Annotated in this window: 22 protein-coding genes and 1 pseudogene; 12 read left to right on the top strand and 11 right to left on the bottom strand. The window is 70.9% G+C overall.

All coding sequences use genetic code 11. The annotated features are described in order from the left end of the window. The first annotated feature begins 316 nt into the window (after positions 1-316). From ACFVV1_RS00700 to hutH, 4 genes are all read left to right on the top strand, one after another. Positions 317-1489, top strand: a complete 1173-nt coding sequence (locus ACFVV1_RS00700; RefSeq protein ID WP_389982380.1) for an adenylate/guanylate cyclase domain-containing protein — start codon at positions 317-319, stop codon at positions 1487-1489. Between the two features lie 122 nt (positions 1490-1611). After that, positions 1612-2424, top strand: a complete 813-nt coding sequence (locus ACFVV1_RS00705; RefSeq protein WP_389982382.1) for an enoyl-CoA hydratase/isomerase family protein — start codon at positions 1612-1614, stop codon at positions 2422-2424. Between the two features lie 85 nt (positions 2425-2509). Then, positions 2510-3673 (top strand): diguanylate cyclase domain-containing protein, encoded by a 1164-nt coding sequence (locus ACFVV1_RS00710; protein ID WP_389982385.1) that lies wholly within the window; start codon positions 2510-2512, stop codon positions 3671-3673. A gap of 83 nt (positions 3674-3756) precedes the next feature. Next, on the top strand, positions 3757-5346 hold the full coding sequence (gene hutH, locus ACFVV1_RS00715; RefSeq protein ID WP_389983858.1) for a histidine ammonia-lyase: 1590 nt from the start codon (positions 3757-3759) through the stop codon (positions 5344-5346). A 19-nt stretch (positions 5347-5365) separates the two neighbouring features. Here the strand turns inward: hutH and ACFVV1_RS00720 are convergent, their stop codons facing one another. Then, on the bottom strand, positions 5366-5644 hold the full coding sequence (locus tag ACFVV1_RS00720; RefSeq protein WP_389982388.1) for a hypothetical protein: 279 nt from the start codon (positions 5642-5644) through the stop codon (positions 5366-5368). Positions 5645-5797: 153 nt separating this feature from the next. On the opposite strand from ACFVV1_RS00720, the gene ACFVV1_RS00725 reads away from it, so the two are divergent. From ACFVV1_RS00725 to ACFVV1_RS00740, 4 genes and pseudogenes are all read left to right on the top strand, one after another. Next, positions 5798-6214, top strand: coding sequence for a hypothetical protein (locus tag ACFVV1_RS00725; RefSeq protein WP_389982391.1), 417 nt, complete (start codon positions 5798-5800; stop codon positions 6212-6214). 243 nt (positions 6215-6457) lie between these two features. Beyond that, on the top strand, positions 6458-7726 hold the full coding sequence (locus ACFVV1_RS00730; protein ID WP_389982394.1) for an Ig-like domain-containing protein: 1269 nt from the start codon (positions 6458-6460) through the stop codon (positions 7724-7726). Between the two features lie 198 nt (positions 7727-7924). Next, positions 7925-9115 carry an RNA-guided endonuclease InsQ/TnpB family protein gene (locus ACFVV1_RS00735; RefSeq protein ID WP_389982396.1) on the top strand — a complete coding sequence of 397 codons (1191 nt, stop codon included), beginning with the start codon at positions 7925-7927 and terminating at the stop codon, positions 9113-9115. 19 nt (positions 9116-9134) lie between these two features. Beyond that, a pseudogene (locus tag ACFVV1_RS00740) lies at positions 9135-9257 on the top strand (ABC transporter ATP-binding protein); the annotation flags it as partial. 94 nt (positions 9258-9351) lie between these two features. Here the strand turns inward: ACFVV1_RS00740 and ACFVV1_RS00745 are convergent. Both ACFVV1_RS00745 and ACFVV1_RS00750 read right to left on the bottom strand, forming a co-directional pair. Beyond that, complete coding sequence (locus tag ACFVV1_RS00745; protein WP_389982399.1) at positions 9352-9975, bottom strand: RDD family protein; 624 nt, start codon at positions 9973-9975, stop codon at positions 9352-9354. 170 nt (positions 9976-10145) lie between these two features. Continuing rightward, positions 10146-11825 (bottom strand): glycosyltransferase family 87 protein, encoded by a 1680-nt coding sequence (locus tag ACFVV1_RS00750; RefSeq protein ID WP_389982402.1) that lies wholly within the window; start codon positions 11823-11825, stop codon positions 10146-10148. Positions 11826-11993: 168 nt separating this feature from the next. Here ACFVV1_RS00750 and ACFVV1_RS00755 point away from each other — a divergent pair, with 168 nt between their 5' ends. Both ACFVV1_RS00755 and gdhA read left to right on the top strand, forming a co-directional pair. Beyond that, positions 11994-12161: a hypothetical protein gene (locus ACFVV1_RS00755; protein ID WP_389982405.1), complete on the top strand. Its 168-nt coding sequence runs from the start codon at positions 11994-11996 to the stop codon at positions 12159-12161. Positions 12162-12365: 204 nt separating this feature from the next. Beyond that, positions 12366-13703 carry an NADP-specific glutamate dehydrogenase gene (gene gdhA / locus ACFVV1_RS00760; RefSeq protein ID WP_389982408.1) on the top strand — a complete coding sequence of 446 codons (1338 nt, stop codon included), beginning with the start codon at positions 12366-12368 and terminating at the stop codon, positions 13701-13703. A 7-nt stretch (positions 13704-13710) separates the two neighbouring features. Here gdhA and ACFVV1_RS00765 read toward each other — a convergent pair whose 3' ends face one another. Continuing rightward, complete coding sequence (locus ACFVV1_RS00765) at positions 13711-14244, bottom strand: Lrp/AsnC family transcriptional regulator (protein WP_389982411.1); 534 nt, start codon at positions 14242-14244, stop codon at positions 13711-13713. A gap of 131 nt (positions 14245-14375) precedes the next feature. Continuing rightward, positions 14376-15812 (bottom strand): aldehyde dehydrogenase family protein, encoded by a 1437-nt coding sequence (locus ACFVV1_RS00770; RefSeq protein ID WP_389982414.1) that lies wholly within the window; start codon positions 15810-15812, stop codon positions 14376-14378. Positions 15813-16212: 400 nt separating this feature from the next. Between ACFVV1_RS00770 and ACFVV1_RS00775 the strand changes: the two genes are divergently transcribed. Further along, entirely contained in the window at positions 16213-17646 is a 1434-nt protein-coding gene (locus tag ACFVV1_RS00775) for an APC family permease (RefSeq protein WP_389982417.1), read from the top strand. A gap of 115 nt (positions 17647-17761) precedes the next feature. On the opposite strand, the gene msrA is transcribed toward ACFVV1_RS00775, so the two are convergent. Both msrA and ACFVV1_RS00785 read right to left on the bottom strand, forming a co-directional pair. Continuing rightward, entirely contained in the window at positions 17762-18430 is a 669-nt protein-coding gene (msrA, locus tag ACFVV1_RS00780) for a peptide-methionine (S)-S-oxide reductase MsrA (protein WP_389982420.1), read from the bottom strand. Positions 18431-18501: 71 nt separating this feature from the next. Then, on the bottom strand, positions 18502-19605 hold the full coding sequence (locus ACFVV1_RS00785; RefSeq protein ID WP_389982423.1) for a hypothetical protein: 1104 nt from the start codon (positions 19603-19605) through the stop codon (positions 18502-18504). A 68-nt stretch (positions 19606-19673) separates the two neighbouring features. On the opposite strand from ACFVV1_RS00785, the gene ACFVV1_RS00790 reads away from it, so the two are divergent. Continuing rightward, on the top strand, positions 19674-20819 hold the full coding sequence (locus ACFVV1_RS00790) for a cystathionine gamma-synthase (protein ID WP_389982425.1): 1146 nt from the start codon (positions 19674-19676) through the stop codon (positions 20817-20819). Positions 20820-21000: 181 nt separating this feature from the next. Here ACFVV1_RS00790 and ACFVV1_RS00795 read toward each other — a convergent pair whose 3' ends face one another. From ACFVV1_RS00795 to ACFVV1_RS00810, 4 genes are all read right to left on the bottom strand, one after another. Next, the gene (locus ACFVV1_RS00795; protein WP_389982428.1) at positions 21001-21186 is read right to left on the bottom strand and encodes a DUF1059 domain-containing protein; all 186 of its coding nucleotides are present in this window, start codon (positions 21184-21186) and stop codon (positions 21001-21003) included. A 71-nt stretch (positions 21187-21257) separates the two neighbouring features. Then, positions 21258-21503: a hypothetical protein gene (locus ACFVV1_RS00800; RefSeq protein WP_389982430.1), complete on the bottom strand. Its 246-nt coding sequence runs from the start codon at positions 21501-21503 to the stop codon at positions 21258-21260. Beyond that, positions 21500-21994 carry a sigma factor-like helix-turn-helix DNA-binding protein gene (locus ACFVV1_RS00805; RefSeq protein WP_389983861.1) on the bottom strand — a complete coding sequence of 165 codons (495 nt, stop codon included), beginning with the start codon at positions 21992-21994 and terminating at the stop codon, positions 21500-21502. The genes ACFVV1_RS00800 and ACFVV1_RS00805 overlap by 4 nt, the downstream gene beginning before the upstream one ends. A gap of 97 nt (positions 21995-22091) precedes the next feature. Continuing rightward, a complete protein-coding gene (locus ACFVV1_RS00810) occupies positions 22092-22622 on the bottom strand; it encodes a MarR family winged helix-turn-helix transcriptional regulator (RefSeq protein ID WP_389982433.1) in 531 nt (176 codons plus the stop codon). Positions 22623-22670 lie beyond the last annotated feature (48 nt).

Consider the following 22670-nt stretch of genomic DNA (forward strand, 5'->3'; position numbering starts at 1 on the left):
TCCACCCGGACACGTACCCGGGGCATGAGACCGTGCCCTCCTGGAAACCACCCACCGGCTGTAACCACCCACGCCCCCTGGCTCACCCAGGAACATCCTGCCGAGCCTTCCGGTCCACCCGGACACGTACCCGGGGCATGAGACCGTGCCCTCCTGGAAACCACCCACCGGCTGTAACCACCCACGCCCCCTGGCTCACCCAGGAACATTCCGGGACGCCCTAGGGACGTGAGCCACGGCACACCTGCCGTATCGTTGAGGCGATCCACCGACAGATCGGCAGGGCAGTGCGCAGGGAACGGGCAGGAGGCGGCTGGTGACCGTCGACGACACGACCTCCGGCGCGGGCACGGAGCCCCCATCAGAACCTTCGGTCCACCCGACACCGCATCACGACGTCGACCACACGGCGGAACCGACCGACGATCCCCTCGCGATCCGGCTCGAACAGCTGATCCTGGGCGCCGACCGTCGCTACACACCGTTCCAGGCGGCCCGTACCGCCGGCGTCTCGATGGACCTGGCATCCCGGTTCTGGCGGGCCATGGGCTTCGCCGACATCGGGCAGGCCAGGGCGCTCACCGAGGCCGATGTGCTGGCGCTGCGCCGGCTCGCCGGTCTCGTCGAGGCGGGGCTGCTCAGCGAGCCGATGGCGATCCAGGTCGCCCGGTCCACCGGGCAGACCACCGCCCGGCTGGCGGAGTGGCAGATCGACTCCTTCCTGGAAGGGCTGACCGAGCCGCCCGAGCCCGGAATGACCCGCACCGAGGTCACGTACCCGCTGGTCGAGCTGCTCCTCCCGGAGCTGGAGGAGTTCCTGGTGTACGTGTGGCGGCGCCAGCTCGCCGCCGCCACCGGCCGGGTCGTGCAGGCCGCCGACGACGAGGAGATGGTCGACCGGCGCCTCGCCGTCGGCTTCGCCGACCTCGTCGGGTTCACCCGGCTGACCCGGCGGCTGGAGGAGGAGGAGCTCGGCGAACTGGTCGAGGCGTTCGAGACCACCTGCGCCGACCTGGTCGCCGCCCACGGCGGCCGGCTCATCAAGACTCTCGGCGACGAGGTCCTCTTCGCCGCCGACGACGCGGGCACCGCGGCCGAGATCGCGCTGCGCCTGATCGAGGCGATGACCCAGGACGACACGATGCCCGCGCTGCGCGTCGGCATCGCGTTCGGCACGGTCACCACCCGAATGGGCGATGTCTTCGGTACGACGGTGAACCTCGCCAGCCGGCTGACCTCGATAGCGCCGAAGGACGCCGTGCTGGTGGACGGGGCGCTCGCCGAGGAGCTGACCCGCACCGGCGACGCCCCGGCCTCCGAGGCGCAGGCGGCGGCGGAGGCCGCGATCGCGGAGAAGGAACGCCAGGACGGCGTGGAGTCGGTGTCCGTGCCCACGTACCGCTACGGGCTGCAGCCGATGTGGCAGCGCCCGGTGCGCGGCCTCGGTGTCGTGGAGCCCTGGCTGCTGGCGCGCCGGGGCACGTCCTGAGCTCGTTCCGCACCCACCGCTCACCGCCGACCGCTCCCCACGCACGGCTCACCCGGGACCGCCGTCCGAGGCGCCCCATAGGATCCCTTCGGTAACGATCGTTAACCCGGAGGGGTGCAGTCATGACCGTCACGTCCGAGCAGCGGTTCGGGGAATTCGTCGTCGTACGGGTCCACGAAGGGCAGGAACACGTCGCCGAGCTGGTCCTCGACCGGCCCAAGGCGATGAATGCAGTGTCCACGGACATGGCCCGCTCGATCGCCGCCGCCTGTGCCGCGCTCGCCGCCGACCCGGGCGTACGGGTCACCGTCCTCACGTCGAGCCACGAGCGGGCCTTCTGCGTGGGCGCGGACCTGAAGGAGCGGAACTCCTTCACCGACGCCGATCTGTTGCGCCAGCGCCCCACCGCCCGCGCCGCCTACACCGGCGTGCTCGAACTGCCGATGCCGACGATCGCGGCCGTGCACGGCTTCGCGCTCGGCGGTGGATTCGAGCTGGCCCTGTCCTGCGATCTGATCGTCGCCGACCGCACGGCCGTGGTGGGCCTGCCCGAGGTGTCCGTCGGCGTCATCCCGGGCGGCGGCGGTACGCAGTTGCTGCCGCGGCGGATCGGTGCGGCGCGCGCCGCCGAGCTGGTCTTCACGGCCCGGCGCGTGGAGGCGGCCGAGGCGCGCGACGCGGGGCTGGTCGACGAGCTGGTGGAGGCGGGGCGGGACCGGGAGGCCGCGCTGGCGCTCGCGGGCCGGATCGCCGCCAACTCCCCGGTGGGGCTGCGGGCCGCCAAGCGGGCGCTGCGGCTCGGTCACGGCCTCGATCTGCGGGCCGGTCTCGAAGTCGAGGACGCCGCCTGGCGGTCGGTGGCCTTCTCCGGTGACCGGGCCGAGGGCGTGGCCGCGTTCAACGAGAAGAGGAAGCCGAACTGGCCCGGTGAATGACGTCGAGTTTTCAAAAGGACACGCAGTGAGCACCCTCGACATCCCAAACTGATCAAATTACCGCAAATCTACATAAGCTGTAGCGATGGGTGGTGATGATGTGCGCTTGCGGGCCGTGGTTTCGCTTGCGCAGACGATGGCGGCGGCGCACACCCCGCGGGGGTCGTGGCGAGCGGCTGCGCTGGGGGCGTGCGAGGCGTTGGGCGGCAGCTTCGCCGCGCTCTCCGTGTGGGAGCGCGGGCCCGGGCGGCTGCGTGTGCTGGTGAACGCGGGCGAACGGGCCGAAGGGGAGGAGGAGTTCCCCGAGGAGGAGACGTACCCGGTGCACCAGTTCCCGGAGATCACCGAGTTCCTGCACGAACGGTGGGCCGGCGGCGGTGAACCGGACGCCTGGGTGGAGACCGCCGACGGCCCGGCGGACGGGATGCCGGGCACCGGGGTGCGCGAGTACGGCCGCGGGTACTGCCGGCAGCGGGCGGCCGCCCTGCGCCGGCGCGGGCGCGGCTGCTGCGTGGTCGCGCCGATCGTGCTGCACGGGCGGGCCTGGGGCGAGCTGTATGTGGCCCGCCCGGTGGGGGAGCCGGTGTTCGGGCGCCAGGACGCGGACTTCGCGACCGTGCTGGCCTCGGTCGTCGCCGCCGGGATCTCCCAGACCGAACGGCTCGAAGAGGTCCGCAAGCTCGCCTTCACCGATCCGCTCACCGGGCTGGCCAACCGCCGCTCCGTCGATGTGCGGCTCGACGAGGCGGTGGAGCGGCATCGGGCGGACGGCGCGGTGGTCAGCCTGGTCGTCTGCGACCTCAACGGTCTGAAGCGGGTCAACGACACTCATGGCCATGCGGTCGGCGACCGTCTGCTGGAACGCTTCGGCTCGGTGCTGTCCCGCTGCGGCGCCATGCTGCCCGGTGCGCTCGCGGCCCGGCTCGGCGGCGACGAGTTCTGTCTGCTCGCGGTGGGCCCGGAGTCGGACGACGTGATCCGGGTGGCGACCGAACTCTGCGACCGGGCGGCCGAGTTGGAGCTCGGTGACGGGGTGGCGTGCGGGATCGCGTCGACCGGCGATCCGATCGGCCCGGTGGTGTCGGCGCGGCGGCTGTTCCGGCTGGCGGACGCGGCCCAGTACCGGGCGAAGGCGGCCCGCTCCACGGAGCCGGTGGTGGCGGGGCGCGACGGCGAGGTGATCCGGCTGGCCGACGCGCCGCCCAGGTCCCCGCACGACCGCCGTCACCTGCGCGGCAGCCGCCCCTGACCGCGTGACCGGACCGGTAAGGGGCTGACCGTACGACCTCTGGTGACATGACGGGATTCGTCCGTACGCTTCTGCATGTGGATATGCACACCGTTGTGGTGGGGGCGTCCGGTACGACCGCCCGGGACGTCATCGCCGTGGCCCGCGGCAACGCCCGCGTCGAGCTCTCCGCGGCCGCCGTGAGCGCGCTCGCCGCCGCCCGCGAGATCGTGGACGCGCTCGCCGCCGAGCCCGAGCCGGTCTACGGCGTCTCCACCGGCTTCGGGGCGCTGGCCGGCCGGTACATCGGCCAGGACCTCCGCGGCCGGCTCCAGCGCAACATCGTCCGCTCGCACGCCGCGGGCATGGGCCCTCGGGTCGAGCGGGAGGTCGTCCGCGCGCTGATGTTCCTGCGGCTCAAGACGGCCGCCTCCGGGCACACCGGCGTACGGCCCGAGGTCGCACGGACCATGGCCGACGTCCTCAACGCGGGCATCACCCCCGTCGTCCACGAGTACGGCTCGCTCGGCTGCTCCGGCGACCTGGCCCCGCTCGCCCACTGCGCCCTGACGCTGATGGGCGAGGGCGACGCGGAGGGCCCCGACGGCACCGTGCGCCCCGCAGGCGAACTGCTCGCCGCCCACGGCATCATCCCGGTCGAGCTGCGCGAGAAGGAGGGCCTCGCCCTTCTCAACGGCACCGACGGCATGCTCGGCATGCTCGTCATGGCCCTCGCCGACCTGAAGAACCTGTACACCTCCGCCGACATCACCGCCGCCCTCTCCCTGGAGGCGCTGCTCGGCACGGACAAGGTGCTCGCCCCGGAACTGCACGCCATCCGCCCGCACCCGGGCCAGGGCGTCAGCGCCGGCAACATGCTGCGGGTCCTCGCCGGGTCCGGCCTCACGGGGCGGCACGCCGAGATCACAGGCGCCGCGCCCCGCGTGCAGGACGCCTACTCCGTGCGCTGCGCTCCCCAGGTCAACGGCGCCGGACGCGACACCCTCGACTACGCCGCGACCGTCGCGGACCGCGAACTCGCCTCAGCCGTCGACAATCCCGTCGTGCTCGGAGGGGGTACCTCCCGGTCGAGCGGAGCCGGGAGCGGGGGAGGCCGGGTCGAGTCCAACGGGAACTTCCACGGCGCCCCCCTCGCGTACGTACTGGACTTCCTGGCGATCGTCGCGGCCGACCTCGGTTCGATCACCGAGCGCCGCACCGACCGGCTGCTGGACACGAGCCGTTCGCACGGACTGCCGCCGTTCCTCGCCGAAGACCCCGGCGTGGACTCGGGCCTGATGCTCGCCCAGTACACCCAGGCCGCCCTGGTCGGCGAGATGAAGCGGCTCGCGGTCCCGGCCTCGGCCGACTCGATCCCGTCCTCCGCGATGCAGGAGGACCACGTCTCCATGGGCTGGTCGGCGGCGCGCAAGCTCCGTACCGCCGTCGACAGTCTCGCCCGGATCGTCGCCGTCGAGCTGTACGCGGCGACCCGCGCCATCGAACTGCGCGCCGCCCAGGGCCTCACCCCCGCGCCCGCCTCGCGAGCCGCCGTCGAGGCGCTGCGCGCGGCGGGCGTCCAGGGGCCGGGACCGGACCGCTTCCTGTCGCCGGACCTGGCCGCGGCGGACGCGTTCGTACGGGCGGGCAGGCTGGTCGCGGCGGTCGAGCGGGTGACCGGACCGCTGGGCTAGGAACCGGCTCCGGCGGGAATCAGGCGGACAGTGTGCCGGTGCGGCGTACCGAGTAGGTGACGAAGGCCGCGCCGATGCCCAGGAACGCCATGCCGCCGATCAGATATGGGGTCGTGTCGACCCCGGCCCCGGTGTCGGCGAGCCGAGGACCGCTCCCGGTGGCGGTGGCCGGCCGGCTCCGTGCGCCCGGTGTGCCGGCCGGATCGTCCGTCGCGTTGGCGGACGGGACGAACCACAGGGCGGCCAGCAAGGTGCCCGCGGCGGTGGCGGTCAGGAGCGGGCGACGAGCAGCGGCCACGGAAACGTTCCCCCTTGTCACAGCGTCCAGTCAGGCCTGTACGCCGATGCTAGTGACAGCAGCGGGTCGCAGGAAAGTCGCAGGTGCGGGGCGCTTACGCTCCGGAGTATGAGCACTTCTGAGTCATCACGGTTTGTTCGTCTTCGGGTTGAAATGGTGTTGGAGATCACGGACTCCGCCGCCCTGAGCGGTACCGCACTGGAGTCCATCGCCGCCGAGTACGGCGAGCCCGGCGGCGAGCCCGCCGAGGAGCGCCTGCAGGCCGAGGCCGCCGTACGGGAGGACGGCGCGGAGGCCCTCGCCTCCCTCGTCGACCCGTTCGACCTGGTCAGCGGGGTGCCGGGGGTCGAACTCACCCAGGCCTCCTGGAGCAGCGAGATCGTCGACTACGACCCGGCCGACCCGGACGCCTGGGACCTCGGCGAGGAGGACGAAGCGGACGACGAAGCGGACGACGAGGGCGACGCGTACGAAGATCACGAAGCGGGGGGCGCCGGCGGCATCCCGCACAATGGGGTGCACGACGGCGAGCACAGCGGCGTGAGCGGCGGTGCGGAGCGGCGGGTCTAGCAGGCAGTACGTGCCACGGCCCCGACCCGCTTCTTTCCGCGGGCCGGGGCCGTGGCACGTACCGGTCGCATATACGTGACCGATGTCGGGAACCGCCACAGCCGGGCACGCGTCGATGAGTGGTGTTCCCCACATCTTTCTTGGATGTGGAACCGAGGACCCTTTCCATGGGTTCTAGGAACAATGACGGGTTTCGCCGATCGACGGCGGCTCCGCTCGGGGATTTTGGGGATTCGGCAACGTATGGAGAAGCGTGTGATGACGGGAAGCAAGCGGCGCAGGGGCCTGATGGCCGCGTCCGCACTGCTCGGCGGCGTTCTGGTGCTCACTGCCTGCAACGACGGCGACGCGAGCGGCAGCAGCGCCGACAGCTCGAAGAAGTCGCAGGCGGCCGAGGCCGACAAGGCCGCCGCCCAGGACGCGTCGGAAGCGCAGATATCCATCGCGCCGAAGAACGGTGCGACCAACGCGAGCATCAACAATGACGCCAAGGTCACCGTGGCCAAGGGCACGCTGTCCCAGGTCTCCATGACCACGTCGGCCGGAGCGGCCGTCAAGGGCACGCTCGCCGCCGACGGCAAGAGCTGGCAGCCCGACGTCCAGCTGGAGCGCTCGACCACGTACAAGATCAGCGCGACGGCCAAGGACTCCAAGGGCCGCGAGGCGCACGAGAACGCCTCCTTCACCACCGTGTCGCCCGCCAACAGCTTCATCGGCAACTTCACGCCCGAGGACGGCTCCACCGTCGGCGTCGGCATGCCGGTCTCGATCAACTTCAACAAGCCGATCACGGACAAGAAGGCCGTCCAGGACGGCATCACCGTGACGTCCAGCAGCGGCCAGGAGGTCGCCGGCCACTGGTTCAACCCGCAGCGCCTCGACCTGCGCCCCGAGGGCTACTGGCAGGGCGGTTCCACCGTCACGCTGAAGCTGGCGCTGGACGGCGTCGAGGGCGCGAACGGTGTCTTCGGTGTGCAGCAGAAGACGATCACCTTCAAGGTCGGCCGCAACCAGGTCTCGACGGTCGACGCGAACACGAAGACGATGACCGTCACCCAGAACGGCAAGACGATCAAGACCATCCCGATCTCTGCCGGCTCCTCCGCCAACCCCACGTACAACGGGCAGATGGTGATCTCCGAGAAGTTCAAGGAGACCCGGATGAACGGTGCGACGGTCGGCTTCACCGACGGCGACGGCAAGGGCGAGTACGACATCAAGGACGTGCCGCACGCCATGCGGCTGTCCACCTCGGGCACCTTCATCCACGGCAACTACTGGGGCGCACGGTCGATGTTCGGCAGCGCCAACACCAGCCACGGCTGCGTCGGCCTCCCCGACGTGAAGGGCGCGGGCGACGCCAACCAGCCCGCCGCCTGGTTCTACAACAACTCCATCGTCGGCGACGTGGTCATCGTCAAGAACTCCCCGGACAGGACCATCACCCCCGACAACGGCCTCAACGGCTGGAACATGAGCTGGGCCGACTGGAAGGCGGGCTCCGCGGCCTGACCCGACCCCACGCGTCCACCCCGGCGCAGCCCGAATCCCGCACGAAGGCGGCGGCACCCGGATCCCCTCGGATCCGCGGTGTCGCCGCCTTCGGCGTACGCGGGCGTTCTCATCCGGCTCCTATCAGGATTCCTCCATGGATACCCCACTTTCAGGACTCTACTGAGGTTCACGAACTGCTGGGCTATCGTGTGAGTCATGGCCACTCACGTTAAGCGGGCGTTCAAGTACCGCTTCTATCCGACGGATGCGCAGGCAGCGGAGCTGTTGCGCACCTTCGGGTGCGTGCGGAAGGTCTACAACATGGCGCTCGCCGCCCGTACCGAAGCGTGGGCGCGGCAGGAACGGGTCAACTACAACCAGACCTCCGCGATGCTGACGGCCTGGAAGAGGACCGGGGAACTGGCTTTCCTGAACGAGGTGTCGTCGGTTCCGCTTCAGCAGGCGCTGCGGCACTTGCAGGGCGCGTTCGCGAACTTCTTCGCTAAGCGGGCGAAGTACCCACGCTTCAGGTCGAAGCGGAAGTCCCGCGCGTCTGCGGAGTACACCAGCTCCGCCTTCACGTTCCGCGACGGTCGGCTCAAGCTGGCGAAGATGAGCGAGCCGCTGGTCATCGTCTGGTCCAGGCCCCTGCCCGAGGGAAGCATGCCGACGACCGTGACCGTATCCCGTGACGCGGCCGGGCGCTGGTTCGTGTCGATGCTCTGCGACGACCCGACCGTGCGGCCACTCCCGGCCACCGGCACGGCGGTAGGGATCGATGTCGGTCTGAATCACCTGCTGACTCTGTCGACCGGGGAGAAGATCGCCAACCCCCGGCACGAACGCCGCGACCGCGCCCGTCTCGCCAAGGCGCAGCGCAACCAGGCCCGCAAGGCCAGGGGCTCCGCGAACAGGGAGAAAGCCCGCCGCAAAGTTGCCAAGGTCCACGCCCGGATCACCGACCGCAGGCGGGACGGCCTGCACAAGCTGACCACTCGACTCGTGCGCGAAAACCAAACGCTCGTGATCGAGGACCTGACCGTGCGCAACATGGTCAAGAACCGGAGTCTTGCTCGCGCCATCAGCGATGCGGCGTGGTCGGAGTTCCGAACCCTTCTGGAGTACAAGGCCCAGTGGTACGGGCGGGAGCTGGTGGTCGTGGACCGCTTCTTCCCCTCGTCCAGGCTGTGCTCCCACTGCGGCACCCTCGCCCGGGCGATGCCGCTGGACGTCCGCACCTGGACGTGCGACTGCGGGACGACCCACGACCGGGACGTGAACGCGGCGAAGAACCTTCTTGCCGCCGGGCTGGCGGTGTCTGTCTGTGGAGCCGGCATAAGACCTCAACGGAGAATTCCGGGCGGGCAGTCGGCGACGAAGCAGAAAACCCCACGGCGCGAGCCGTAGGACCCCCCTCATTCACGAAGGGGAGACAGTCAACATGGTCACGCACGACACACACACACCGCGCGCCATCGCCCGGCGGGCGCCCCGGCTGGCGACCCTCTGTAAGCGTCGGGGCACGATTACGGAGAACGCGGCGGCCTGACCGGGACCTGTGGGGCATCGGCCGTCCGGCGGGCTTCCTGTCGTCGACCGGCGAGTGGGCTCCGTCCCGCACATCTGCGAGGCGGCTGATCGGCTCAGAGGCGGCCGGCGGCGGTGTTCCGGTGGGCCGTGAGGTCGCTGTGGCGGACCTGGCGCAGGCCCACCGGATCGGTGTGCCCACTGGTCCAGAAGGTGCTGAGGGGGAGGACGCCGGGTCCCGCGAGGTACGAGCGCACTACGTACCAGGGTTGCAACGGCACCCGGCACAGCCCGTACAGCCAGCGCCGCACCAGTTGACGGGGCCCCGGGCGCCCGGCGTCGGGCAGTCCGATCACTCGTATCCCCATGATCAGCTTGCCCGCGCCGCCCCCGACGACGGCCGTCAGGACCACCTGATTGAGGAACGAGAACGCGAGTGCCGGGCCGAGCAGCAGACCGGCGGCCTCGGGAACGTCGGCCGTGCCCACGTACGGCCGGGCCAGTAACCCGGCGGTGACCAGACAGAGGTAGCAGTCGAGTGCGACGGCGAGATAGCGGCGCATGTCGCCCGCACGCGGCGGGATACGGGGCGCGGTGCGCTGCCCGGGAACGGGCGGGAGAGCGGGGTGGGCGTACGGCCCCGCAGGTCCGGGGCGCCCGTACCCCGACGGCGGCGGCCCGCCCGGTGAAGCCGGCCGGGAACCGCTCCGGGTACGTCTGTGGCCCCGCGACGTCGTCATGACGGCATCATGGCTGATTACCCGTCACGACGTGGTCGGGTCCGCGCACCCGGAACCACTCCCCGGGGCCCGCGTACCCGCTTCCGCCCCGTACGCCGTACCGACCTCCCCGCGTCGGTCTCGCCGTCATGGCGGGACCCGATGCGCCGGGACCTCGCGCACGGTCCCGGTCAGCACGACCCGAACGGCCACAACCGGTAGTGCGAATCCAGCCGGTACTCGCCGCCCCGCGTCACCGTGAGCCGCGTCCACTCGCCGTCCTGGCGTACGCATCCGCCGCCGTCGGCCCGCAGCCAGGGCGAGTACGCGATCCGTACCGTCACCGACCCGGCGGCGGGCATCCGTACCACCACGGAGGCGTCGTCCCCGCGTACGACGGCGCCCGGGGCGGAGACCAGCGGGACGGCGCCCTGCACCCGGTAGATCCGCCAGTCCGCGTCGTGCCACACCGGCTCCAGCCAGTCCGTGCCGCGCCGGACGATCTCCGCCTCCGCCTCGGCCGGCCCGTCCGGCCTGCCGTTGTGCAGCACCACGAGGCCCACACCCCACCGGTCCAGCCAGGCACGGTAGGCGGCCGGGTCCGGCGTCTCCCCGTAGAACAGCCGTCCGCGCTCCACGTCGAGCTGCCGGTTCCAGCCGCGCGCCATGTTCACGTGCGGGGCGAGCACGGCCGCCTCCCGGTGATTGCGGGCCGGTACGACCTCCACCCGGGTCCGTTCGGCACCGAGCCTGCGCAGCTCGGCGACCACGCCGTCGGTATGGGCCGCCCAGGCGGGCACGGTGTTGGAGACCCGCAGATCGTCATCGGTCTTGTCGATCAGCCAGCCGGTGTTGTACGCGAGCATCCCGACGAGTAGGACGGCCCGCACCCGCAGCAGCCACCCGCCCCCCGCCCACCCCGCCAGGACGGCCAGTGCCGCCGCGAGGAGCACGGGCGGGCCGGCCAGCCCCACCAGCCGCTCCACGTTCGTCCCGATGGGCGAGGGGATCAGGAAGGTCAGGACGACACCGGCCCCGTACACCGGGCTCGCGAACCGGACCACCCGCCAGCCGCCCTCGCGCGGCGCCCCGATCCACACGGCCGCGCAGGCGGCCAACGGCACCCACAACCTCCCCACGGCCATCGGCTGTTCGCCCGTGAAGGGGAACAGCAGGGTCGTCGCCGCGACCACCAGGAACGGCGGTACGAGGAGCACCGCCGCCCGCCGCCACTGCCGGTCGAGCCCGTACGCCCCACCCGCCACCACGAGGAAGAGCCCCGCCACCGGACTCGCCGCCGTCGCCAGCGCCGTACAGCCCGCGGCGACGCCCGGCCGGTGCCGTACGTACAACAGCGCGACCAGCCCGATCGCCACGCCCAGCGCGAACGTCGTGCGCCCGGACGCGACATTGCACCAGAGCGCCAACGACCCCAGCACCGACACCGCGGCCGGCCACCGCACCCCGGCCCGCACACAGAGCCGCCCCAGCGCCCACGATCCGCCGAGCCCGGCGGCGACGGTGACGGCCCGCACCCCGAACACCGCCATGAGCGGCGGCGTCAGCAGGCTGTAGTTGGCAGTGTGCATCCCTCCGTACCAGGAGAGGTTGTACGCGGACCCGGGATGCCGGGACGCGAACCCGGCCCAGGCGAACTGCGCCGCCAGATCACCGCCGCCGGTGGCCAGCACCAGCGCCCACAGGACGTACAACGGCACGACGACCAGCACCGCGACGCCCGGAACCCACCACCGCGCCGCGTCCGTATCCGTATCCGCATCCGTGGCCGCCGGGCGCGGACCGGCGCCGGACCGCTCGCTTCCCGGCTCGCCCGCCCGCTCACGCGCCGCCGTTCTCTCGGTGGTCCCCATTCCGCAAACCCTAACGGGACCGTTCGGACCGCACGAGGGTGTAACTGACTGCACCACGGATCCGGGGGCCCGGTCCCTCGTGGCGGCGGATACCGGCCGGGAGGATGGACACACCGCAAGACAGACTGAAAGACACCGCAAGACTCCGCCCCGACCCTGGAGGATTCCGTGAAAGCCCTGCTCTGGATCGTGCTGTGCGCGGCGATCGCCGCGAACGTCTTCCTGAACTTCCTCGTGGAGGACAACGGCCTGAACATCGCTCTGAGCGTCGTCTCCGGAGTGGTCGTCCTCGCATCCGGAGCGGGGCTGTGGATGCGGCGCCGTACGGACGCGTAATCGTGGACCGGTCCAGTTCGCGGACACGTAGACGATTTTCCGGAGCCACTGGGACAATCGAAATGCCACACCGGTTCGGTACGTCGCTTTCGTGAGCCGCAGCGCGCGAGTCCGGGCGACGCCCTCAATGGCGAGGGGGACCGCTGGTGCCCCGGGACGGGGGCACCTCGCGCGCGATGGGCACTCACGGAAGGTCTTGATCAGATGCGTGTCATTGAGCCGCTGTACGCGGAGATTCTCCGCCGCAACCAGGGTGAGAAGGAATTCCACCAGGCGGTGCGGGAGGTCCTTGAGACCCTCGGCCCGGTCCTCGAACAGCGGCCGGAATTCATGGACGCCCGGATCATCGAGCGTGTCTGCGAGCCGGAGCGCCAGCTCATCTTCCGCGTGCCGTGGTCGGACGACTCCGGCGACATCCACGTGAACCGCGGCTTCCGGGTCGAGTTCAGCAGCTCACTCGGACCGTACAAGGGCGGGCTGCGCTTCCACCCCTCGGTCAACCTCGGCATCGTGAAGTTCCTCGGCTTCGAGCAGATCTTCAAGAACGCCCTCACCGGCATGCCCATCGGCGGCGGCAAGGGCGGCGCGGACTTCGACCCGAAGGGCCGCTCCGACGCCGAGATCATGCGGTTCTGCCAGTCGTTCATGACCGAACTCCACCGCCACCTCGGCGAGTACACCGACGTCCCCGCCGGTGACATCGGCGTCGGCGGCCGCGAGATCGGCTACCTGTTCGGCCAGTACAAGCGGATCACCAACCGTTACGAGTCCGGCGTCCTCACCGGGAAGGGCCTGGGCTGGGGCGGCGCCCTGGTGCGCACCGAGGCGACCGGGTACGGCTGTGTGCTCTTCACCGCCGAGATGCTCCGCAGCCGGGGCGAGTCCCTCGACGGGCAGCGCATCGCCGTATCGGGCTCGGGCAATGTCGCGATCTACGCGATCGAGAAGGCCCAGCAGCTCGGCGCGACCGTGGTGACCTGCTCCGACTCCAACGGGTACGTCGTCGACGAGAAGGGCATCGACCTCGCCCTCCTCAAGGAGATCAAGGAGGCCGGCCGCGGCCGGGTCTCCGACTACGCGGAACGCCGCGGCGAGCACGCCACGTATGTCCCCGGCACCGGCGTCTGGAACGTCCCCGTCGACGTGGCCTTGCCCTGCGCCACCCAGAACGAACTGCACGAGGCCGACGCCCTGGTCCTCGTACGCAACGGCGTGAAGGCGGTCGCCGAGGGCGCCAACATGCCCACGACCCCGGAGGCCGTACGCGTCCTCCAGGACGCGGGCGTCGCCTTCGCCCCCGGCAAGGCGGCCAACGCGGGCGGCGTGGCCACCAGCGCCCTGGAGATGCAGCAGAACGCCTCCCGCGACTCCTGGACGTTCGCCCACACCGAGGAGCGCCTCGCGGAGATCATGCGTCACATCCACGACTCCTGCTACACCACCGCGGAACGCTACGGCAGCCCCGGCAACTACGTGGTCGGCGCCAACATCGCCGGCTTCGAACTGGTCGCGGACGCGATGCTGGCGCAGGGTCTCATCTGATCCGCCGTCAGCGGTCGACCCGTTGGTCGATGCCCGCGTCATCGGGGGGCCCGGGGGCGTCCAGGACGGAGGTCTCCACCTCGCCGACGCCCCACCCGTACGCCAGTTTGTGCACCTCCAGCACGAAGAAGGAGTCCGTGGTGACGATCCCGTCGATCAGGTGGAGGCGTCGCGTCATCAGGTCGGTGAAGTGGTCGGTGTCCCGGCAGATCACTTCGGCCATGACGTCGAACCGACCCGCCGTCATGATCACGTACGCGGTCTCGGGGAGCTCCCGCAGCGCCCGGCAGACCATCTGGGCCATGCCGGGCCGCACCCGGATGCCGATCATCGCCATGCGGTCGAAACCGATGGTCAGCGGGTTGGCGATGCCGACGATCTGCAGGATGCCGGCATCCTGCAGCCGCTGCACCCGGTAGCGGACGGAGGAGGCCGGGATGCCCACGTCCGAGGCGATCAGGCTGTAGGCGCGGCGTCCGTCGGTCTGCAGGATGGCGATGATGCGCCGGTCGATGTCGTCGAGCGGGCTCGGGGAGGACATACGGCTGCTCCGGAGGTCGCGTCCAGGGGACTGACCCGGACCGGTGGCCGCGCCCTTGATCCAGGAGCGGCCACCGGGTCCGGTCGGTCCAGGGTTCGGAGCCCCTACGGGCGCGCCGGTCACAGGCCCGTTCAGACGCTCATGACGCCCGTACGCAAGTCAGACATGTCGAGCAGGGTGTGCTTGCCGCCGATGCGGCCCCAGCCGGTGCCACGGCTGCCCGCCCCGCCGAACGGCATGTTGATGTCCCAGAAGCACGTGCTGTCGTTGACCACGACCTGACCGACGGCCATCTCCTCGACGAACCGGTACGCGGCGGCCATGCTCCGGGTGAACACCGCGCCCTGGAGGCCGAGCTTGTCGTCGTTGGCGATCCGCAGCAGCTCGTCGTCGGAGCCACCGGTGATGATCGGGACGACCGGGCCGAAGGACTCCTCGCGGGAGAGCAGGCTGTCCTCGGGCACGCCGTCCACCACGGTGAACTCGTAGTAGAGGTCGGTCGGCTGCCCGGCGCGGCGCTGCCCGCCGAGCAGGATCCGCGCGCCGCGCTCCCGCGCGTCCGCCATGTGCCGGTCCATCTTGGCCGCGACACCCTCGTTGTTGAGCGGGCCGAGGTTCGTCGCCGCGTCGAACGGATCACCGAGCACGACGTCCTCGGCGGCACGGAGTACGGCCGCCACGAAGTCGTCGTGCGCGTCGGCGTGGACGACCACCCGCTCCGTGGCGCAGCACACCTGCCCGGAACACAGGTACGCGCCGTACACCGCGGCGCGGGCCGCCGCGTCCAGGTCGGCGTCGGCGAGCACCACCAGCGGGCCGTTGCCCGAGCACTCCATGATGGAGCGCTTGAGGCCGGCGGCGGCCGCGATCTTCGCGCCGGTCGCCGAGGAGCCGATGAAGCCGATGGCGTCGATGCCGGGATGGCGCACCAGCATGTCCCCGGCCGTGCCCTCGCCGGGCAGGACGTTGACCAGGCCCGCGGGAACCCCCGCCTCGACCATGGCCTCCATGGCCTTCAGCACGGTCAGCGGGGTGTTCGACGGCGGCTTGACGACGTGTGCGTTTCCGGTGGCCAGACCGGGGGCGACGAACTCGGCGAGCATCAGCAGCGGGAAGTTCCAGGGAGTGATGATGCCCCAGGTGCCGACCGGCCGGTAGAAGGTCCACATCCGCTTGGTGTTGTCGGTGGACGGCATCGTCTCGCCGTGCAGGCGCACCGCGTCCTCGGCGTGCAGATGGAACAGCTGCGCCGCCTCCTCGATGTCGGCGACCGACTCGGCGAGCGGCTTGCCCTGCTCCAGCGTCTGCAGGCGGGCCAGCTCCTCCACCCGGGCGGACAGCGCGTCGCCGACACGGTGGCAGATCTCGGCCCGCTTCCAGACGTTGACCTTCGCCCAGGCGGCCTGCGCCTCGTTGGCGGCCTTCACGGCGGCGTCGAGGTCCGTGGCGGTGGGGAGCGGGATCGTACCGATGTGCGCGCCGGTGGCCGGGCTGATGACGTCGTAGGTCTCGGTACCGGTGCTGTCGGCGTAGCCGCCGTTGATGAAGAACGGGTGCACGGCAGACATGGGTGCCCTTCTGGTCCGGCGCCGGGAGAGCGCGAGGGAAGTGAGGCACCTCACCATCGGTTGGGCAATCGAAGGCTGTCAATGGGTCTGAATCAACAATCTCAAGGCTGATCCACTGCTGAATGAGCAGGTTCAATCCATTGACATGGCGAAATCGTCAGCTCTACGGTGCGTGGCTCATAGGCTGTCGCTCTTCGCCCGAAGCTCCACGCGCTCTGCTAGCGGCCCCATGCTCTCGGTCTGAAGCTCCTCGCTCGCTGCCTGAAGCCCTGTGTTCTCTGTCTGAAGCCCCGTGCTCTCCGCCTGAAGCCCCGTGTTCTCTGTCTGAAGCCCTGTGCTCTCTGTCTGAAGCCCTGTGCTCTACGCCTGAAGCCCCGCTCTCCGTCTGAAGGGGACACCCATGTCCGAGCAACCTGCCCTTGCCAAGAAGATGCGCTGGTACGACGGGTTCGCGATGTCGCTGACCATGCCGGCGGCGCTGATCGCATCGCTGGGGGCCTCCATCGGGGGGCTCGGCGCGTGGGGCGCGATCGTCCTGTGGACGGTGTCGATGGTGCTGGCCACCGCCACCAACTGGATCTACACCGAGATGGCCGCGATGTTCCCCGAGTCGTCGGGCGGTATCGCGCACTACGCCACCGAGGGCTGGCGCAGCCGGGCCCCTGTCGTCGGCGCCCTGGCCGGCATCGGCTACTGGCTTCCCTGGACCACCGCGCTGTCGGTGTACGCGGGAATCATCGGCTCCCTGGTGCAGGCACAGTGGCTCCCCGACCAGAACTGGACGCTCGACCTCGGCGTGGCGGAACTGAGCCTGCCGATCGTGGTGGGTCTCGTCGTCATGGCGCTGCTGTACGGGGCGGCGATGTACGGCCTGCACGCGGCGATGTGGGTGGTCTACGTGACCGGCGGGGTGCTGCTGATCCCGCTCGCCGTCTTCATCGTGGGACCGTTCCTCTCCGGTGACTGGAGCACGGCCGGGCTGCACTGGAACCTGCACGGCATGAGCGGACTCCGCGAGGCCCTGGTGTGGCTGTACATCATGGCCTGGACCTCGTTCGGCGTGGAGGTGTGCGCGACCTTCGCCCCCGAGTACAAGGAGACCGTGCGGGACACCTCCCGGGCGCTGCGCGCGGGCGTGCTGTTCTGCCTCGGCATCTTCATCCTGCTGCCGCTGGCGCTCTCCGGCTACGTCGGGGAGAAGACGATCGGCGACGATCCGACCGCGTTCTACGTCGGAGCCTTCCACGACCTGGTCGGCGGGGCCGCCGACCTGATGATCGTCTTCCTTATCGCCTCGCTGCTGCTCATCATGATCACCGGGCTGGCCGACGGCTCACGCGTGCTGTACAGCATGGGACGGCAGGGCGTCACGGTCCGTCAGGTCGGCGTGCTCAACCGGCGCGGCGTACCGGCCCGCGCGCTCACCGTCGCACTGATGCTCAACGTGGTCGTGCTGGTGGTGCTCAAGACCCCGCTGGCGATCATCGTCACCGGCAACCTGGGCTACATCCTCACCCACATCCTGGCGATCTCCGGCTTCGCCCTCCTCCGCCGGGACCGGCCCGACCTGGCGCGTCCGATCCGGCTCCCGAACTTCTTCGTGCCGCTGGCCTGGGTCCTGACCGCACTGCTGGGCGTCATCCTGGTCGTCGGCGCCACCGGCTTCGCGATCACCGGCTACGGCGGATACAAGGAACTCGCCATCGCACTCGGCGTGATGGCCGCATCGGTCCTGCTGTGGGAGTACCGCCGCCGCGTCCAGGACCGCGACGCTCCGGCACCCGCCGACGGGTCCGCGGCCGACGACGAGGCGGAGGAAACTCCCCGCGTCTGAGCAGGGACTCAGCTGATCGGGGGCGCTGTGGCACAGGACCGGTAGTTGTCACAGGATCGGCACGCTACTTGTCACCAGGGGAGTACCGACGAAAGGCCGAGGGCGAATCCAGGGCTCATTCGCCGTCGGCCCGAGCCACCCCGATCGGGCAGGAGACACCCGTCCCGCCGATCCCGCAGTAGCCCGCCGGGTTCTTGTCCAGGTATTGCTGGTGAAGTGCCTCGGCCGGCCAGAACGTGCGGCCCTCCGCCGGGAGGATCTCCGTGGTGATCTCGCCGTACCCGGAGCCCGTGAGGACCTTCTGGTACGCCTCGCGGGAGGCTGCCACGGCTGCCGCCTGCTCGGGGGAGTGGGTGTAGATCGCCGAGCGGTACTGCGTGCCCACGTCGTTGCCCTGGCGGAAGCCCTGGGTCGGGTCGTGGGACTCCCAGAACAGCTTCAGCAGCTCGGCGTACGAGACGGTCTTCGGGTCGAAGACGACGCGGACCGCTTCCGTGTGGCCGGTCAGGCCCGAGCAGACTTCTTCGTACGCGGGGTTCTCCGTGTAGCCGCCCTGGTAGCCGACGAGCGTCGTCCAGACGCCGTCCGTCTGCCAGAACTTGCGCTCGGCGCCCCAGAAACAGCCCAGCGCGAAGTCCGCGACCTCCAGACCCTCCGGGTACGGGCCCAGCAGCGGGTTGCCCAGGACCGTGTGGCGGGACGGGACGGTGAATTCGGGGGTGGGGCGGCCCTTCAGGGCCTCCTCCGGGGTGGGGAGCTGCGGGGTACGGCGTTGCAGGAACATGCGGGGGCTCCTCCTGGGGTCGGTCTGCCCCCACTACAACGCGCCGGGGGCGTTATGGATTCCGCACACGGCTACCGCGGCAGCGTCGCCGGGCTGCCGCCGTTCGCCTCGTAGCCGGCGACGGCGAGGGCCCGGTAGACCGTGTATTCGGCGGCCGGGTCGGAGCTCTGGGTCCACGGCAGGGCGCCCACGTGGCCGTCGATGTGGACGAACTGGTTCATCGCCTCCGACCAGCGCTCCATCCGGACGAGGAAGAGGACCAGCAGATGCCGGACGTGGGCGAGCATCGGGTCGTCCGCACGGGCCGCGTGCACCGCGAACAGGGCGCCCTCGACCGCCTTCGTCACCACCGCGCTGCGGTAGAAGCCCTGCACGAGATTGACCTCGGGCAGATGCTCGTACACCGCGAAGAGCGGCAGCGCGGCCAGCAGGGAGCCCTGCGGGGCGCGGGCGGCGGCCGTGGTGGCGAAGCGGTCGGCCGCCTCGCGGGAGCCGTGCCACTTCTCGCACCAGTAGTGCAGCGCGGCGATGTGCGCGCCCATGTGGGCCGGGGCCCGGTCGATCACCTTCGCCCAGAGCTGGTCGAACTCCTCGTGGGAGTAGCCGAGTCCGCGGGAGACGGCCAGTTCGACGAGGTACGGGACCGGGTCGCCGGGCGCCAGCAGAGCCGCCTCGCCGCAGACCGTGCGGGCCTCCTCCAGGATGATCCGGAAGTCGTCCGTCCCCGCGGTCGACGAGCGCCACGCCTGCTGCACCAGGAATTCGGCGTGCACCGCCGCGCCGCCCGCGTCCTTCGGCGCCTCGGCCCGCCACGTGCGCAGCCACGCACCGCCGACACCGGGCTGCCGCGCCAGCTCCAGCGAGGCGGCACCGGCGAACGCCTGCACCCGCTGCCACCGCACCTCGCCCTCCTTGGGCGTACCGGCCAGCAACTGCGAGGCCGCCCGCCAGTCCTGGGTGCGCTGCACGACGTCGAGCACATCGAGGAGATCCTGGTCCGGGCCCGGCAGCCGGATGTCCAGTTCCTCCTGGCGCGCGAAGCCGTACGTGTCCGGGTCGGCGGCGTCCGGCGAACCGGGCAGGACCTGGCGGATACCGCCGCGGCGGCGCAACACGAAGGGGCCGACGACCGCGGCGAGCATGCACAGCGCGAGCAGGAACCAGAGAATCTCCATGCCCCCATTGTCACCGGACGGCCCGGTAGCCCGGTGGGCGCCCTCGTAACGAACTACGCTCGGGCCCCATGAATGACCAGCAGAGTTTCGAGACTCTCGCGATCCACGCGGGAAATACCGCCGATCCCCTCACCGGCGCCGTTGTTCCGCCCATTTACCAGGTGTCCACGTACAAGCAGGACGGCGTGGGCGGACTGCGTGGCGGCTACGAGTACAGCCGCAGCGCCAACCCGACCCGTACCGCACTGGAGGACAACCTCGCGGCTCTGGAGGGCGGCCGCCGCGGGCTCGCCTTCGCCTCCGGACTCGCCGCCGAGGACTGCCTGCTGCGTACGCTGCTCACCCCCGGCGACCACGTGGTCATCCCGAACGACGCCTACGGCGGCACGTTCCGGCTGTTCGCGAAGGTCGTCTCGCGGTGGGGCGTGGACTTCTCGGTCGCCGACACCTCGGACGTGGCGGCGGTACGGGCGGCGATCACCCCGCGCACCAAGGCGATCTGGGTGGAGACCCCGTCCAACCCGCTGCTCGGCATCACCGACATCGCCGCGATCGCCGAAGTGGCCCGCGCGGCGGGTGTGCGACTGGTCGTCGACAACACCTTCGCCAGTCCTTACCTTCAGCAGCCCCTCGCCCTGGGGGCCGATGTGGTGGTGCACTCCACCACCAAGTACATGGGCGGACACTCGGACGTCGTCGGCGGTGCGCTGATCGTCAACGACCCGGAGCTGGCCGAGGAGTTGGCGTACCACCAGAACGCGATGGGCGCGGTCGCCGGACCGTTCGACGCCTGGCTGGTGCTGCGCGGCATCAAGACCCTCGCGGTCCGCATGGACCGGCACAGCGAGAACGCGACCAAGATCGCCGATCTGCTGATCCGGCACCCCAAGGTCACCCAGGTCTTCTACCCGGGGCTGCCCGAGCACGCGGGCCACGAGATCGCCGCCAAGCAGATGAGGGCCTTCGGCGGCATGGTGTCCTTCCGGGTCGTGGGCGGCGAGGAGGCGGCGGTCCACGTCTGCAACCGGGCGAAGCTGTTCACCCTCGGTGAGTCGCTGGGCGGCGTCGAGTCGCTCGTGGAGCATCCGGGCCGCATGACGCACGCCTCGGCGGCCGGGTCCCCGCTGGAGGTGCCGGCCGACCTCGTCCGGCTTTCCGTCGGCATCGAGTCCGCCGACGACCTGATCGCGGATCTGACGCAGGCGCTCGGATAGGGCCTGCCCGGCGGATCGGGGCCGACGCACACGGGCGAGGTGCGTCCGACGGGCCGACCCGGCTTGATCGCTCAAGCCCGTCCGGCCCGTCGCCCGCACCACCGTCAGGCTCCGGCCTGCTCGTCGTCCAACGATGCCCGGTGCCCGGACCCGTTCGCGCGGCACCACGTCAGGCTCGGGCTCAGGTCTTCTCGTCGTCCAGCGATGCCCGGATCTGTTCGCGCAGATCCGGGCTGTCGGTGTGCTTGTGGACGGAGACCGCGTGCTCCGCCGCGGCCCGTACGACTTCCTCTTCCTCGCCCGAGATGGTGAGGGAGCAGTTCGTGACGCTCGGATACTTGCGGCAGTCGGCGACTTTCCTGGCCATCGCAGCCTCCTCGGCCGGTTCCCATGGCGCCCCGTTCCAGGATAGTTCGCCGGGTCGCCCGGGACCTGCCCTCACCAGCCGTCCAGCGGCGGCGTCGTCTCGGCGGGCGGCACCTGCCACGGCTGGGCCGTCACCGCCCACACCGTGAACGCGACCACCGCGGCGAATGCCAGCAGCAGCATCAGCCGGCGGGCGAGGCGCCGCCGGTGCAGCAGGCGGGCGCCGCGCTCGGCCGCCCGCTGTGCGAGATCGGCGGGGACCTGCGGGTGCGGGCCGTCCAGCATGTGCCGGACCTCGTCCTCCCCGCTGCGGCTCACGGCGCGGTCTCCAGGGGCCGTTGCCACCCCCGCCGCGCCGTGGGGCGGCGGGTGCCGCGCATCGTGGCCACCGAGCGGTTGCAGATCGCCCGGACCCGGTCCACCGGAAGCCCCAGCAGCGCCGCGGCCTGCTCCTCCGCGACGCCTTCGTACAGCCGGAGCACGAGGACCAGGCGTTCCTGCGGGGTCAGCCGGTCCAGCGGACCGCCGCGCGGCCGGTGGTGCCGCCGGACCTCGTGGGCGAACCGGACGGCCAGCTCCCGCCGGGTGCGGTCGTACGGGTCCTCGCCGCGCAGCCGTTCCCATTGCGCGTAGGTGCGTGCCAGTGCGGCTGTGAGCATCCGCTGGGCCCGGGGGTTCGCCCCGGGCGGCCGCAGGGGTTCGGCGGTGAGGAGCGTGGCCGTGTGCAGCAGTCGGCCGGCCGCGCCCGCCACGAAGGCCTCGAACTCCTGGGCGCGGCGCCGCTCCCGGCCCGCCTGGCGCTCTCGCACAGTCCTCATCCGAGCCCTTGCGGGGCCGCCTGGTCAAGAGGTGTGCGCGCGGCAGCCCGTCCAGCGGCTCCGGGCGCGGCCGGCTCCCGCTGTTCCGCTATCCGGCCCGGGGAGCGTGGTGCGAGGTCTGCCGGGCGGCCAGTGCCGTGTTGAACCGGGTGAGCAGTGTGCAGAACGTCTCGCGCTCCTCGGGCGTCCAGTCGTCCGTCACCTGCGTCATGAGTTCGCGCCGGGAGGCGCGGACCTCCTCCAGCCGTGCCTGGCCGCGCGGCGACAGCTGGAGCACGACGGCCCGGCCGTCCTCCGGGTGCGAGGTGCGCTTGACCAGGCCGGTGTCGACGAGCGGTGCGACCTGCCGGGTCACGGTCGAGGAGTCGATTCCCATGGCCGCGGCCAGCGCCTTGACGCCCATCGGGCCTTCCCGGTCCAGCCGGTTGAGCAGCAGGTAGGCGGCGCGGTCCATGGAATTGCGCACCTGGCCGACACCGCCGAGGCGGGTCTGCTCGGCACGGCGGGCGAATACCGCGACCTGGTGCTGCAGCGCATCGAGGACGTGGTCGGAACCCGTGGATTCGGGGGTGGCGCCCCCGGAAGGAGACGCAGCTGTCGTCATGTCCTGAGGGGGCATGGCCGGGGGCTCTCTTCGTGCGGTGTCGGATGGGTGGGGGACAGAGTA

It is taken from the genome of Streptomyces sp. NPDC058092 (genome assembly GCF_042884935.1).
Classification (GTDB): domain Bacteria; phylum Actinomycetota; class Actinomycetes; order Streptomycetales; family Streptomycetaceae; genus Streptomyces.